Here is a 14560-nt window from a genome sequence, read left to right on the forward strand (position 1 = left end):
TCACAAAACAAGCTACCACCGTCCGCTGACCGCAACCCACGACAAACGCAGACGCCTGCTGATCTCTCCGGGTACCAGCGCCCCCGCAGCAACTCGCCCGGGATTGGCAACCACTTGCTTCAACACAGCCTCAGCTTGCACTCCCGCCAACAAAGCCGCCCGCGCGGGACCGGAAACAGCAGCTCGATTGCGCCGCGCGCGATACAAGCACTTTAGCGCCTGTTGCGCCAACGTCCGGACACCATCCGGCGTGCCATCCAGAAGCGGGATCCGGCCACGCGCCTCAAGCGCGGGGATCGCCTGCAACCACCCAGAGATGCCAGTCGCATAAGCATAATCCTGAACGACCTTCCCCTCGGCTGGGCCAAGCGCCTGTGCTGCCGCGACCATCAGGTGCCCCGAGCTGCAAGTAATGTAGTTGTCGAAATGCTCCTGATCCTCGAACGGGTCTTTGTAGATATCCCAACGCCTTACAGCGACATACTCATCCAAATTTGCCGCCAGATGCGGGGACAGGACACCAGCCAAAGGCGTCACAACTTCGTGCCGTCGGACGGGCCCACCATCCGCGATCTCTTGCAAGGCATCGCGCCACCACTGCAGTCGCATTTCGGCAATCATAGGTTCTTGCGTGACCCAAGGCGCGCGGGTGACTTCGACATTCAGGGCATAGAGCGGAAAGAGCACCGCCCGCGCTGCAACAGGTGCTGACATGGCCGCTCGAAACCGGTCCGGGTCGGCTTTTTCGACCAGGGCCGCGCAGGCATTCAGATCCGCGTCAAACTCCATAAGTCCGTTACTTCGCCCCTGCGCAGTCGCGGGTCAGCTTCCACTGGATCGCGTCCAGCAGCGCCTCGAAGGAGGCATCCACGATGTTCGCGCTGACGCCCACGGTCGACCAGTGCCGCCCCTGCCCGTCTTCGCTGTCGATGATGACGCGGGTCACGGCTTCGGTCCCGCCTTGGGTGATCCGCACCTTGAAGTCGACCAGCTTCATGTCACTCAAGATCGCAGAGTATTGCCCCAGATCCTTGGCCAGTGCCTTGGCCAATGCGTTCACCGGGCCCCGGTCGCTGCCGGTGTCATCCATGCTTTCGCTGACCGACAGCTTTTTCTCGCCGTCCACCTTCACCACGACAACCGCCTCAGAAAGGCTGACCATCTTGTTGTACTTGTTCTTGCGCCGCTCGACCGTGACCTTGTAGCGCTTGACCTCAAAGAACTGCGGCAGTTGCCCCAGTTCTTCGCGTGCCAGCAGCTCAAAGCTCGCCTGAGCGGTGTCATAGGAATAGCCCTCGCCCTCGCGCGCCTTGATCCGTTCCAGAATGCGGCCCAAGGCCGGATCGCCTTTATCCACGGTCATGCCCGCATCCGACAGACGCTTGCGCAGGTTCGACTGCCCCGCCTGGTTCGACATCGGGATGATGCGGGTGTTTCCGACCACGCTGGGGTCAACATGCTCATAGGTCGAGGGATCCTTCAGGATCGCGCTCGCATGCAGCCCCGCCTTGTGTGCAAAAGCCGAGGCGCCCACATAGGCCGCTTGTTTCGACGGCACGCGGTTCAGGATGTCGTCCAGCATCCGACTGATCCGGGTCAGATCGGCCAGCGCCTCAAGGCTCACACCGGTTTCAAAGCGGCTGGCATAGGGTTCCTTCAGCAAAAGCGTCGGGATCAGTGCGGTCAGGTTGGCGTTGCCACAGCGCTCGCCCAACCCGTTGAGCGTGCCCTGGATCTGCCGCGCGCCTGCGTCTACAGCGGCCAGAGAGCAAGCCACCGCCTGTTCGGTGTCGTTGTGGGTGTGGATGCCCAACCGGTCGCCAGGGATACCCGCCGCGATGACCTCGGACACGATGCGCCCCACTTCGGCGGGCAATGCGCCACCGTTGGTGTCACACAGAACGATCCAGCGCGCGCCCGCGTCCAACGCCGCCCTACAGACCGAAATCGCATAGGCGGGATTGTCTTTGTAGCCGTCAAAGAAATGCTCGGCGTCATACAGCGCCTCGCGCCCTTGTGCCACGATATGCGCCATGGATGCAGCGACGTTGTCGGTGTTCTCCTCCAGCGGAATGCCAAGCGCTTCGGTCACGTGGTAATCGTGGGACTTGCCCACAAGACAGACCGCCCCGGTGCCCGCATTCAGCACCGCCGCCAGCACGTCGTCATTGGCGGCCGACCTCCCTGAGCGCTTGGTCATGCCAAAGGCAGTCAGCTGCGCGCGTGTCTTTGGGGCCTCATCGAAAAAGGCGCTGTCGGTCGGGTTCGCCCCGGGCCAGCCCCCTTCGATGTAGTCGATGCCAAGGGAATCGAGCGCCTGGGTAATCTGCACCTTCTCTGGGGTCGAGAACTGCACGCCCTGGGTCTGCTGCCCGTCGCGCAGGGTGGTGTCATAAAGGTAGAGGCGTTCCTTGGTCATTCTTCTGGCTCTCTGGCTTCTGGCTCTCTGGCTAGCTCGGGCAGTGCCCGACCGCGGGTGGGTGCAAAGCGCCCGCCCATGGGGGCGGTCGGGCGCTGCCCGGGTTAGCCCGGGCGGAACATTGGATAGATGTTCTCCAGTTTCTTGGCATCGAAGCTGGGAGTTTGAACTAGTTCGACACCTGCCTTACTCATTCGCACTTCAAGGCCAGCGTCTATGTAGGCTAACTTTAGGCGATCAACTTCTGAGAAATCCTTGGTTTCCATCGCGACTTGGCGAGCAAACGATAGCTGCTCGATATAGAATGAGAGGTCAATTTCGGAAGCGTCGAACCAATCTCCCAAACTCTCAGATAACAATCCGAGGAGGTGGGCAGATGCCAAGAACTCTCCGTACAAAGCCTGCACATCTATCTCGGGCATATCCGCTCCGCCTTCAAACGCTTGCAAAACACCCGCAATCTTGTGGAGTTCAGTTATTGCTGCAGAAGTGTTCAGATCGGCAGAAACAAGTTTGACAATCTTGGGGCTTGGGACTGTCGCGTTGACACCCGACGAAAGCGCCCGCCACTTGCGCAGCACGCCTTCGGCTTCTTTGGCTTTCTTCTCCGTCCAATCCATCGGCTTGCGATAGTGGGTTGACAGGAACACAAAGCGGATCACCTCACCCGGCACGCCCTGATCCAGCAGGTCGCGGACGGTGAAGAAGTTGCCAAGCGACTTGGACATCTTCTTGCCCTCGACCTGCAGCATCTCGTTGTGCAGCCAGTATTTTGCAAAATCCCCTTCGGGATTGGCGCAGCAGCTTTGCGCAATCTCATTCTCGTGATGCGGGAACATCAGGTCGTTGCCGCCGCCGTGGATGTCGAAACTCACGCCCAACAGCTCCTTGGCCATGGCCGAGCATTCGATGTGCCAGCCCGGACGCCCCCGGCCCCAAGGCGACTCCCACCCCGGCAGGTCATCCGACGAGGGTTTCCACATCACAAAATCCATGGGGTTCTTCTTGTACGGCGCAACCTCGACCCGCGCCCCCGCGATCATGTCATCAACCGAACGGCCCGAGAGCTTGCCATAGCCCTCTTTCCAGCTATCGACGGCAAAGAGCACGTGCCCCTCGGCGGCATAGGCATGCCCCTTTTCAATCAACAGCTCGCACATGGCGATCATCTGGTTGATGTATTGCGTCGCACGCGGCGCGGCGTCAGGCTCCAGCGCGCCAAGCTGGCCCATGTCGTCCAGGAACCAGCCGATGGTCTCTTCGGTGATGTCGCCAATGGCGCGTCCGCTTTCGGCAGCGCGTGCGTTGATCTTGTCATCCACGTCAGTGAAGTTGCGCACGTATTTGACGTGATCGGTCCCATAGACATGACGCAGCAGGCGATAGAGCACGTCGAACACCACCACGGGGCGCGCGTTGCCCAGATGAGCACGGTCATAGACGGTGGGGCCACAGACATACATCCGCACGTTGTTCTCATCGATCGGAACAAAGTCTTCCTTTGTCCGGGTCCGTGTGTTGTGCAGTTTGATCGTTGTCATCTCTTTGGTCCTCAAGAACGGGCACAGGTCACCACTTGCCACTTCTGGCCGCGGGCTTAGCAAGTTGTCTTGTAAATGAAAACGAAAGAAACCAGCCCGCGACGATGTCAGCAGGGAATGCAGCAGATAATGATGCAAATGGTCTGGTTCATGGGTCCCGCATACCATGGGCAGATCAATCCGCCAAGCCTTGAGTAACCAGATTTTCCGGGTCAGACTGCCCGCATGAGCCGAGAGATCGTCAATACCATCTGCGAGACCTTTCCCGGGGCCGAACTGTCGGACCCCTGGGGTGGCGGCCATGACGCTTGGAAGGTTGGCGGCAAGATGTTTGCCTGCGTGGGGTCGATGGGCGACGGGGTATCGGTCAAGACGCCTGACGTGGAAACAGCGCAAATGCTGATCGAGGCAGGCGTGGGCGTCAAAGCCCCCTATTTCCACCGCAGCTGGATCAGGTTGCCTTGGGACACGGACACCGACGAAATGCGCCACCGGCTCGAGGCGTCGTATGACATCGTTCGCGCAGGGCTGACCAAAAAGCTGCAGGCGACACTGCCGCCACGCAGCTGATCATTAGGGCCGTTTCAAAACCTCCACTTCGGGCAAGGCTGACAGGTCGCTGACCAACGTGCCGGACAAATCAAGATATGACAGATGCGGCAGCCCAACCAACGGGGACACATCACGAATTGGGTTATCGTCCAGTTCAAGCTGCTGCAAGCCGACCAGAGGCGCCAGGGCTGCGATATCCTTCACCCCTGCATCCGCGATGCGCAGACGTTTCAGACCAGAAAGGCTTGCCAAGGGGTCCAGGTCAGGCAATCGGTTGTAAGACAGATCCAGCTTTTTGAGCTGCGACAGATCTGACAATGGCGACAGGCTGTTCGGGTGCAATTCCATCACCGTCAGCTTTTTCAGTGATGTCAACCGCGCCAGTGGGCTCAGATCAGAGGCAGGGAGATTTCGCAGGTCTAATTTGGTGAGCGTTGAAAGATGGCGCAGTGGAGACAGGTCAGAGACGGGCGAATTAAAAACGGTCAACGTCTTGAGCCGAGGTTGTGTGCTCAGAAAATTCAGGTCCGAGACGTCTGTCGACTCCAGCGAAATATGCTGCAGCCCTGTCAAACGCCTCAGCGCCGTCGGATCGCGCAGTTTCGCGTGCCACAGGTAAAGGGATTTCAATTTTGGAAAGCCTAGCAAAACATCCAATGTGGCGATCTCGCCGCCGAGGCGCACGCTCTCAATCTCGGTGTAACCTGCGAAATGCGGCAAGAGCCCGATGGTGTATTGGTCCAAAGCCAGTTTGCGATCTGTGGGAATGACGCAAGTGCGAGGCAGTTTGATCCCTTGCATACCGTCCCGCTCGCAGGTCTTGAAAGTGCTGGACCCATGCACCTGCTCCACTAGGGCAGCGTATTCTGATCGCCTTTTGGCAGTGGCGCTGCTTGCGTCGGCAACGCTTACGGGCGCCCTCTGGTCTATCTGTTGCGGAATGGGGTCTTGCTTGACTTCGCTTGCAACCGAAGTCGGGCGCATTGGTTTGTTCCAAACAACGAACACGACAATCACCAAAACCGCGCTTGCTGCAAACAGCTCACTCAAATACCGCATGTGTCACCATTTCCTATTTTTGTTCTGATGGATCAGGATCATGGCTTCAGTTTGACACTCATCGCGCTGAATTCTGGCACCTGCATCGACATCGATGTGATTGACAAATCGGCGCGGCTCTGCCCCTCTCCGCCGGTGGCCAGTTGAGGGAGATAATTATGCAGCTGTCGCATCGCATCACACATTTGACGGGTGGTGGTTCTGACGGATGGGACGTGTTCTATCGCGCCCGTCGGATGAAGGCCGAGGGCGTTCCGGTCGCGGAATTGACCATCGGCGAGCATGACATTCGAACGCACGCCTCGATTCTGGCGGCGATGGATGCCTCGGCCAAAGGTGGCCATACGGGCTATGCCATGGTCCCGGGCGTCGCGTCGTTGCGTGAAACCGTGGCCAAACGGATCGAAGCGCAGACAGGCGTGCCGACAACGGCAGACAATGTGCTGATCACACCCGGCGGTCAGGCGGCGTTGTTTGCAGCCCATGCCGCCACCTGCAATTCGGGTGATACTGCGCTGTATCTTGACCCGTACTACGCCACCTATCCGGGCACAATTCGGGGCGTTGGGGCCATCGCTAAGGCAGTTCAAACCCATGCTGAGGATGCGTTTCAACCGCGCGCTGCGGACATTGATGCAGCCGCCGAGGGAGCGGTGTCTTTGCTGATCAATTCGCCCAACAATCCCACGGGCGTTGTCTATTCCCGCGAAACCCTGGAAGGGATCGCCGAGGTTTGCAAGACGCGCGATCTGTGGCTGATCTCGGACGAGGTGTATGACACGCAAGTGTGGGAGGGCGAGCATATCTCCCCCCGCGCCCTGCCCGGCATGGCCGAGCGGACGCTAATTGTTGGTTCGATGTCGAAGTCCCACGCCATGACCGGCTCGCGCTGTGGCTGGATCGTGGGTCCCGAGAAAGTCATAAACCATCTGATCAACCTGGCCACCCATACCACCTATGGCGTGCCCGGGTTCATTCAGGACGCGGCCGATTTTGCGCTGAATGCCGGTGCTGAACTGGAAGCAGAAGTTGCCGCGCCGTTCCGCCGCCGCAGGCAGCTGGCCAAAGAGATCCTGGCGGGCCAGAACACGCTCGGCCTAGTCCCTGCGCAAGGGGCGATGTACCTGATGCTGGATGTCCGGGCGACGGGCATGAGCGGCGAAGAATTTGCCAACGCTCTGTTGGACACGCATCATATCGCGGTCATGCCGGGCGAAAGCTTTGGCAAGGCCGCCGCCGGGCACATCCGGGTGGCCATGACAATCGCGGATGAGGCGTTTGCCCAGGCGCTGCAGACGCTCTGCACTTTTGCGGCCGAGCGTGCCAATACCGTGGCCGCGCAGTAAATGAAAACCGGCGCGGTGGACATCGCCGCGCCGGACACTCGTTACGCTGAAACAGTTAGAACCGGAACGAGGCGCGCAAGTTCACGGACGTGGAATCCAGATCTGATGATGTCGAGTTCACATTGCTGAACTTGTGCTGCAAGACTTCGCCGCTGACTGTGAACTGCTCGTTCACCTGATAGGCGACACCCAAGCCGTAGACATAGCCGCTCTCATTTCCCAGCGACGTATAGGCCCGTGAGGCACCAACCACGGCATAGCCAAGCGCGGAGCCAAAGTCATAACCGCCCTTCAGTTTGAGGTTGGCCACATTGTCGATGGTGCCCCCACCTGCTGGCAGGCCAAGGTCAAAGCGAGTGAGCTCTAATTCGCTACCAACGACGAAATCGCCAAAGTCATAGTCATAACCGATGTGACCGCCAAAGGTGGTTTCTTTGCCATCCGCCGCGCCGGGTCCGTCAACATCGGCATGTCCGATGCTGAAACCGGCATAGGGACCGGTCCAATCTGCGGCCATAGCGGCAGGTGCGCCAAGCAGCGCGATTGAGGTTACTGCGGGAACCAAGAGTTTCATGTTGCACTCCAATCTTCATTGCACACCGCGCGGGGATTACCGTTTAACAGCAAACTTTTGCACCGAACCCCGCGCCGTGTGACAGTGAGATGGAAACCTGCCCCGGCTGCTTCAAGGCACCCGCTGGAAACCGTGCAAAGGCCCGCGCATTTCCCGCAGGTTTTCGCGCATCGGGCGAAAACCTGCTCAAAATCACCACCTTCAGCGTCGCAAATAGGACAGATCAGCCATGCTCCACTTGAAAAACTGGAGCGAAGTTGAGGGGAGAGCCATGCAAGCAGAACAGAGTAAAATCTGTCTGGTGAGCCGCACCATTGGTGCGGATCGTGGCCGTGCCGCGCGGGGGCGCCCTGCCTCGAGTTGATCTGTAGCTTCTTCTCAGTCAACTCACATCGGACCAAATGACATGAACGACCAATCCCGATCCACTTCGCGCAGCGGCGGACGCGCTGCGCGCCGTGCTGCCCGTGCAGCCGCCCTGCCCGATCACCTGCGCCCCGTACGTCACGGTATGGAAAGCCGTGCGCTGAACCTGCTCGGCCAGCAGGACATGGAACGCATCCACTCTGCCGCGCTGGACGCGCTGGAAACCATCGGACTGGCCGACGCCCCGCAAAGCGGCATCGATTATCTGGTGGGTGCCGGCTGTACCTTGGGGGACGATGGCCGCATCCGGTTCCCCCGCGCATTGGTCGAGGACATGCTGACCAAGGCCAACCGCGATGTTGTGCTCTACAGTCGCGACGGCAAGACTGATCTGGATCTGAGCGGAGCTAAGGTCCACTACGGGACCGCGGGTGCTGCCGTGTCGATGGTGGATGCCAATGGCCGCAACTATCGCGATTCAACCGTGCAGGACCTGCACGATGCCGCGCGGATCTGTCAGCACCTCGACAACATTCACTTTGTCCAGCGCCCGATGGTCTGCCGTGACATCCCCGACAACCGCGAGATGGACCTGAACACCATCTATGCCTGCACATCCGGCACTTTTAAACACATCGGCACCTCGTTCACCGAGCCATCTTATGTGAAGCCCGCGCTGGAAATGCTCCACATGATCGCGGGTGGCGAGGACAAGTGGCGCGCGCGGCCCTTCATGTCAAATTCGAACTGTTTCGTCGTCCCGCCGATGAAATTCGCCACCGAGGCCTGCGAAGTGATGGAGGAATGCATCAAGGGCGGTATGCCCGTGCTGCTGTTGTCGGCTGGCATGGCAGGCGCCACCGCGCCCTCGACCGTGGCAGGCGCCATCGTGCAGGCCACCGCCGAATGTCTGGCCGGTCTGGTCTATGTCAACGCCGTCAAACCGGGTCATCCGGCGATCATGGGCACCTGGCCCTTTGGTCTGGACCTGCGAACTGGCGCGATGACCGTGGGCTCGGGCGAACAAGCCCTGCTGAGCGCGGGCTGCGCGCAGATGCACCGGTTCTATGACCTGCCGGGCGGCGCTGCTGCGGGGGCCGCCGATTCAAAGCTGCCTGACATGCAGGCGGGATGGGAACAGATGTGTTCGGCGGTCATGACCGGTCTTTCGGGTCTGAACATGGTCTATGAGGCCGCTGGTATGCATGCATCCCTGCTGGGATTCTGTCACGAAAGCCTGATCCTGAGCGACGACCTGCTGGGACAGGCCCTGCGCTGCGTACGCGGGATCGAGGTTACGGATGAGACGCTGGCGGTGGACCAGATCGCCGAGGTTTGCCTGGGCGGTACGGGACACTATTTGGGCACCGACGCGACGCTCAGCAGGATGCAGCAGGACTTTGTCTATCCCACCTTGGGCGACCGCACGTCGCCCAAGGAATGGGCCGAGCTGGACAAGCCAGATCTGGTGGAAAAGGCCACGGCCAAGAAGCTGCAAATCCTGGCTGAACGCTCGCCGGCAAACTTCTCACCCGATCTGGATCAGTCGATCCGCGCGGCATTCAACATTCACTTGCCATCGTAACAAACTGTAATCACTCACTTAAGGGCGCGCAGGGCTTAATTGACCTGCGCGCCGTACTTATGTGGGCTTAGCCGTCGGATTCAGGCAGTAGACCGGCCTTTTGCGCCGCGGCCACTTCATCTCCGTCCAGAACACCATCGGCGTTCTGATCCATCGCAACAAAGCTGCTGGTTTCAAGTTCGGGGAAAACGGCCTGTACCTCTTCCAGGGTTAGAACACCGTCGCCGTTGGCATCGGCCTGAGTGGCGGCCCACGCAGGGGCGGTCAAAAGCAGACTGGCAATCGGTAGGGCTTTGATCAGTTTCATGAGGCTCTCCTATTTCTTTGGATGTCCGTTGGCCGGACGCCCTTAGAAACAGGCAAACCGGATGTGCCGTCACCGGGGGACGCGCAGATCGCAAAATTCCAGCCAACACGCGCCGGATTCGGCCCCAGAACTGCGCAAGGAATGGCGGGGCAAAATTCCGCGCAGCCCCGTCGGCGGAACTTGCCGGGTTCATATCCCGAAAAGAGCAACCCTTTGCCGAGATTCTCTGCAAACGTGCGTCGGCGCCTTTTGGCCGGTCACCGCGAGTCGCAAAAAAAGGGGGCCAGTGGCCCCCTTTGAGTTTCGCCATCCAGGCTCATCTAGTTTACCGCCCGGTGTGTTTTATGCCTGCGGCCTGGACTGCGTCTGGGGCGAGCGCACCCGCCCCGTGGTAGAGTGGGAAGGACTGGTCTTCCGGCCCACCCTGTCTCGTCGGGGCCAGGATCACCGAGGGTGGATCCTTTTGTGGCCCCTACGCATCCCCCCAAGGGAACGCGATCTTGGTCGCAGGGCTTACGAGCAGCCGCTCGTCGCCCCGCAAGTGTTGCACTTCATGCAGGTGCCGTTGCGCACCAGCGTGTAGTTTCCGCATTCGCCGCAGGCCTCGCCCTCGTAGCCTTGCATCTTGGCCTTGGTGCGGGCGTCCATGCCGACGGCAGCAGCGGTCTCGGTCGCCGTTTCGGGTACGATGGTCTGCAGCGTGCTGACAGGATCAGCCGCACCGTTCACAGCCGTGTCGCCGGATTGGCCACCGTTCAGCACCACCAGATCCTGCGGCAGACGTTTACGCAGATAGCCGGTTGAGCTGATTTGTTTCAGCACTTCCAACGACTTGGACGCCGCAGTTTCACTGATTTCGCTGACGTTCGACACGCCCTCTTCTTCGCCGCGACCGATGTCGTCGAATGTGGCGCCCTCGGGCTTCACATGTGCCAGATCGGTGCGATCCAGATAGCTGACCGCCAGCTCGCGGAAAATGTAATCCAGGATCGAGGTCGCGTTCTTGATCGAGTCGTTGCCCTGCACCATGCCGGCCGGTTCGAACTTGGTGAAGGTAAAGGCGTCTACGAACTCTTCCAGCGGCACGCCGTATTGCAGACCAACCGACACGGCGATGGCAAAGTTGTTCATCATCGCGCGGAAGCCGGCGCCTTCCTTGTGCATGTCGATGAAGATTTCACCCAGCTTGCCGTCTTCGAACTCGCCGGTGCGCAGATAGACCTTGTGCCCGCCAACAACCGCCTTTTGGGTGTACCCCTTGCGGCGATGGGGCAGTTTTTCGCGGTGGCTGCGGATGATCTCCTTGACCACAACCTTTTCGATCACCTTTTCGGCCAGCACAGCGGCCTTTTCCTGGATCGAACCGCTTTCCAGCACCTCGGCCGCCTCATCGTCGTCTTCGACCAGCGCGGCCGCCAGCGGCTGGCTGAGTTTCGAGCCGTCACGATAGAGCGCATTGGCTTTGACACCCAGCGACCAGCTGAGCTCATAGGCTTTCTGGCAATCTTCGATGGTGGCATCATTGGGCATATTGATCGTTTTCGAGATCGCACCCGAGATGAACGACTGCGCCGCAGCCATCATGGTGATGTGGCTGTCGACCGACAGGAAGCGCTTGCCCTTCTTGCCGCAGGGGTTGGCACAGTCAAAGATGTGATAGTGCTCTTCCTTCAGGTGCGGCGCCCCTTCCAGAGTCATGGTGCCACAGACGTGATCGTTTGCGGCGTCAATGTCCGCCTTGGTAAAGCCCAAGTGACGCAGCAGGTCGAACGTCGGATCGTTCAGCTTGTCCGCCGGGATACCCAGAACGCCAGTGCAGAACTCCTCGCCCAGGGTCCACTGGTTGAACACAAACCGGATGTCGAACGCGCTTTCCAGTGCTTCATCGACCTTTCGCAGCTCGTTGGGGCCAAAGCCGTGACCGGTCAGCGAGGTGTGGTTGATCCCCGGCGCGTTGCCGATGGAACCATGCCCCACGGCGTAAGACACGATCTCTTCGATCTGGGCCGAGCTGTAGCCTTGGAATTCCAGCGCAGCTGGAACTGAGCGGTTGATGATCTTGAAGTAACCGCCGCCCGCGAGCTTCTTGAACTTCACCAGCGCAAAGTCCGGCTCAATCCCGGTGGTGTCACAATCCATCACCAGACCAATGGTGCCAGTGGGCGCGATCACGGTGGCCTGCGCATTGCGATAGCCGTTCTTTTCGCCAAGGCTCAGCGCCTCGTCCCAGGCCGACATGGCCAGATCGACCAAGCGTGCGTCGGGGCAGTTGGCGTGGTCCAGCGGAACCGGCTTCACGGCCAGCTTTTCATAGCCGTGCACCGCGCCATGGGCCGCGTTGCGATGGTTGCGCATGACGCGCAGCATGTGCTTGGCGTTGCGCTCGTAGCCTGCAAACGGCCCCAGCTCTCCGGCAATCTCGGCGGATGTCGCATATGCCACGCCCGTCATGATCGCGGTCAGAGCGCCACACAGTGCGCGCCCCTCGTCGCTGTCATAGCCGTGACCCATGTTCATCAGCAGACCGCCAATGTTGGCATAACCTAGACCCAGCGTGCGGAAGTCATAGGACAGCTGCGCGATTTCCTTGGACGGGAACTGCGCCATGGTCACGCTGATTTCCAGCGTCAGGGTCCACAACCGCGCGGTGTGCATGTAATCGTCGGCCTGGAATTTGCCATCCTCAAGGAAGGTCAGCAGGTTCATCGACGCCAGGTTACAGGCCGTGTCGTCCAGGAACATGTATTCGGAACAGGGGTTTGAGCCGCGAATTTCACCATCTTCGGGGCATGTGTGCCACTCGTTGACGGTGTCGTGGTACTGAATGCCCGGATCAGCACAGGCCCAGGCCGCATGGCCCACTTGCGCCCAAAGATCACGCGCCTTGACGGTGCGAGCGACCTTGCCGTCGGTGCGGTTGATCAGCTCCCAATCGGCGTCCTTCTCGATCGCCTTGAGGAAGGCGTTGGTGACGCGGATTGAGTTGTTCGAGTTCTGCCCCGAGACCGAGCTGTAGGCCTCGCTGTCCCAATCGGTGTCATAGGTTGGGAATTCGATGCTGGTGTGGCCCTGCTTGGCATAATCCAGCACGCGCTTGACGTAGGTTTCAGGGATCGCGACCTTTTTGGCCTCGCGGATCGCCTTTTTCAGCGCGTCGTTGTGGTTCGGATCATAGGCGTCCTCGGCCTTGCCGTCCCAGGTGCGCAGCGCCTCGAAGATGCCGTTCAGCTTGGCTTCGTGCATCTTGGAGCCCGCGACGATGCTCGCCACCTTCTGCTCTTCGATGACCTTCCAGTTGATGAAATCCTCGATATCAGGGTGATCGGCGTCGACGATGACCATCTTGGCCGCGCGCCGCGTGGTGCCGCCGGATTTGATCGCGCCGGCAGCCCGGTCACCGATTTTCAAGAAGCCCATCAGGCCCGAGGACTTGCCGCCACCGGACAGGGGCTCGCCCTCGCCGCGCAAATGGCTGAAGTTGGTGCCAGTGCCCGAGCCGTATTTGAACAGACGCGCCTCACGGACCCACAGATCCATGATACCGCCGTCGTTGACCAAATCATCCTCGACGCCCTGAATGAAACACGCGTGGGGCTGCGGATGCTCGTAGGACGATTTCGATTTGGTCAGCTTGCCGGTCTTGTAGTCGACATAGTGGTGGCCCTGCGCCGGGCCGTCGATGCCATAAGCCCAATGCAGACCGGTGTTGAACCACTGGGGCGAGTTCGGTGCGGCGCGCTGCGAGGCCAGCATATAGCGCATCTCGTCGAAATAGGCGCGCGCGTCATCCTCGGTCGAGAAATAGCCACCCTTCCAGCCCCAATAGGCCCAAGCGCCCGCCAGACGGTCGAACACCTGCTTGGACGAGATTTCGCCGCCCAACTCGACATCCCCATCGGGGACCGAGCGCCACAGGAATTCGGGAACATCCTTTTCACGAACCTTCTTCAGGCGCGAGGGCACGCCAGCTTTGCGGAAGTACTTCTGGGCGATGACGTCGCTGGCAACCTGGCTCCAGCTCGAGGGCACTTCGATGTCATCCAGCTTGAACACGATCGTGCCGTCGGGATTGCGGATCTCAGACGTCGCCGACACAAAATCAAGCTCTGCATAGGCGTCTTGTCCTGCCTTGGTGAATTTCCGTTCTATCTTCATCCCGCTGCCCCTAAATTCCAGCTTTCAACGTGTGGCCCCAACAGCCTATGATCGCGCCCCGGACCAGTCCCAGGGCAATGACAGAAGGAAAAAAACATCCCGTCGCAGACGAAGCCGCGTGAAAAAACAGCGCTGTCGCGCCCATTGTCCGAGAGTTACCCCATTGTCGTGCCGCGCTGCTGCCCCCTGGTCATCCCTACCAGATTTAGTGGCAATGCGTCCGGCCCCCACAATCTGACGTATTGGGGCCTATGAGGTCAACGACCTTTTTACCAACGTTTAGGAAAGATTTATATTGACGCCTGTCGTGGTTTCGACTGCTCAGTACGGGCTCCGATTCCTCCACAAGTTATGCCCAAGGTGCAGCATCAAGGATGCCCCAAGCAGGACTGGGATTTCTCGATTTTTCCAGCACACTTACCAGATTTCATTAACAATTCTTAACGCATCTCTCTGCAATGCGGCACGAAAATCGCGGTCACGTTTTCCTGTGACAAAATTGTCAAATCAGACGTGAGCTGCGGTCCCGAGCCGCGTAACATTCCGCGCAACCGACACAGAATCGGGGAGAGGTATGGCCCTCTGCCCAAATTTCAGGCAGCCACCAGATATCGTAGCAAGGCCCTTGAACATACCAAGGGCAGAGCCGATCTCTC

At 59.7% G+C, this 14560-nt stretch carries 11 protein-coding genes; 4 read left to right on the forward strand and 7 right to left on the reverse strand.

Annotated elements, in window-relative coordinates; translation table 11 throughout:
* Nucleotides 1-12: 12 nt before the first annotated feature.
* The 3 genes from TRL7639_RS11150 to cysS form a co-directional block, all read right to left on the reverse strand.
* Nucleotides 13-789, reverse strand: a complete 777-nt coding sequence (locus TRL7639_RS11150; RefSeq protein WP_085795740.1) for a squalene/phytoene synthase family protein — start codon at nt 787-789, stop codon at nt 13-15.
* A 7-nt stretch (nt 790-796) separates the two neighbouring features.
* Entirely contained in the window at nt 797-2419 is a 1623-nt protein-coding gene (gene cimA, locus TRL7639_RS11155) for a citramalate synthase (RefSeq protein ID WP_085795741.1), read from the reverse strand.
* 104 nt (nt 2420-2523) lie between these two features.
* Nucleotides 2524-3960 (reverse strand): cysteine--tRNA ligase, encoded by a 1437-nt coding sequence (gene cysS, locus TRL7639_RS11160; protein ID WP_207559656.1) that lies wholly within the window; start codon nt 3958-3960, stop codon nt 2524-2526.
* Between the two features lie 225 nt (nt 3961-4185).
* Here cysS and TRL7639_RS11165 point away from each other — a divergent pair, with 225 nt between their 5' ends.
* Nucleotides 4186-4530: an MmcQ/YjbR family DNA-binding protein gene (locus TRL7639_RS11165; RefSeq protein ID WP_085795742.1), complete on the forward strand. Its 345-nt coding sequence runs from the start codon at nt 4186-4188 to the stop codon at nt 4528-4530.
* Between the two features lie 3 nt (nt 4531-4533).
* On the opposite strand, the gene TRL7639_RS11170 is transcribed toward TRL7639_RS11165, so the two are convergent.
* Complete coding sequence (locus TRL7639_RS11170) at nt 4534-5571, reverse strand: leucine-rich repeat domain-containing protein (RefSeq protein ID WP_085795743.1); 1038 nt, start codon at nt 5569-5571, stop codon at nt 4534-4536.
* Between TRL7639_RS11170 and TRL7639_RS23100 the strand changes: the two genes are divergently transcribed.
* Both TRL7639_RS23100 and TRL7639_RS11175 read left to right on the forward strand, forming a co-directional pair.
* Nucleotides 5572-5718 (forward strand): hypothetical protein, encoded by a 147-nt coding sequence (locus TRL7639_RS23100; protein ID WP_165759798.1) that lies wholly within the window; start codon nt 5572-5574, stop codon nt 5716-5718.
* 11 nt (nt 5719-5729) lie between these two features.
* Entirely contained in the window at nt 5730-6917 is a 1188-nt protein-coding gene (locus tag TRL7639_RS11175; RefSeq protein WP_085795744.1) for a pyridoxal phosphate-dependent aminotransferase, read from the forward strand.
* Between the two features lie 55 nt (nt 6918-6972).
* Here TRL7639_RS11175 and TRL7639_RS11180 read toward each other — a convergent pair whose 3' ends face one another.
* Entirely contained in the window at nt 6973-7491 is a 519-nt protein-coding gene (locus TRL7639_RS11180) for an outer membrane protein (RefSeq protein ID WP_085795745.1), read from the reverse strand.
* 406 nt (nt 7492-7897) lie between these two features.
* Between TRL7639_RS11180 and TRL7639_RS11185 the strand changes: the two genes are divergently transcribed.
* On the forward strand, nt 7898-9442 hold the full coding sequence (locus TRL7639_RS11185) for a trimethylamine methyltransferase family protein (protein ID WP_085795746.1): 1545 nt from the start codon (nt 7898-7900) through the stop codon (nt 9440-9442).
* A gap of 67 nt (nt 9443-9509) precedes the next feature.
* Here TRL7639_RS11185 and TRL7639_RS11190 read toward each other — a convergent pair whose 3' ends face one another.
* Nucleotides 9510-9749, reverse strand: a complete 240-nt coding sequence (locus TRL7639_RS11190; protein ID WP_085795747.1) for an EF-hand domain-containing protein — start codon at nt 9747-9749, stop codon at nt 9510-9512.
* A gap of 513 nt (nt 9750-10262) precedes the next feature.
* Nucleotides 10263-13904, reverse strand: coding sequence for a vitamin B12-dependent ribonucleotide reductase (locus tag TRL7639_RS11195; protein WP_085795748.1), 3642 nt, complete (start codon nt 13902-13904; stop codon nt 10263-10265).
* Nucleotides 13905-14560 lie beyond the last annotated feature (656 nt).

The organism is Falsiruegeria litorea R37 (assembly GCF_900172225.1).
Lineage (GTDB): Bacteria > Pseudomonadota > Alphaproteobacteria > Rhodobacterales > Rhodobacteraceae > Falsiruegeria > Falsiruegeria litorea.

Excerpts from the sequence above, each read along its gene's own strand:
- TRL7639_RS11150 (WP_085795740.1), bottom strand. The coding sequence starts at position 789 with ATGGAGTTTGACGCGGATCTGAATGCCTGCGCGGCCCTGGTCGAAAAA.
- cimA (WP_085795741.1), bottom strand. The coding sequence starts at position 2,419 with ATGACCAAGGAACGCCTCTACCTTTATGACACCACCCTGCGCGACGGG.
- TRL7639_RS11180 (WP_085795745.1), bottom strand. The coding sequence starts at position 7,491 with ATGAAACTCTTGGTTCCCGCAGTAACCTCAATCGCGCTGCTTGGCGCA.
- TRL7639_RS11195 (WP_085795748.1), bottom strand. The coding sequence starts at position 13,904 with ATGAAGATAGAACGGAAATTCACCAAGGCAGGACAAGACGCCTATGCA.
- TRL7639_RS11190 (WP_085795747.1), bottom strand. The coding sequence starts at position 9,749 with ATGAAACTGATCAAAGCCCTACCGATTGCCAGTCTGCTTTTGACCGCC.
- cysS (WP_207559656.1), bottom strand. The coding sequence starts at position 3,960 with ATGACAACGATCAAACTGCACAACACACGGACCCGGACAAAGGAAGAC.
- TRL7639_RS11165 (WP_085795742.1), top strand. The coding sequence starts at position 4,186 with ATGAGCCGAGAGATCGTCAATACCATCTGCGAGACCTTTCCCGGGGCC.
- TRL7639_RS11170 (WP_085795743.1), bottom strand. The coding sequence starts at position 5,571 with ATGCGGTATTTGAGTGAGCTGTTTGCAGCAAGCGCGGTTTTGGTGATT.
- TRL7639_RS11185 (WP_085795746.1), top strand. The coding sequence starts at position 7,898 with ATGAACGACCAATCCCGATCCACTTCGCGCAGCGGCGGACGCGCTGCG.
- TRL7639_RS11175 (WP_085795744.1), top strand. The coding sequence starts at position 5,730 with ATGCAGCTGTCGCATCGCATCACACATTTGACGGGTGGTGGTTCTGAC.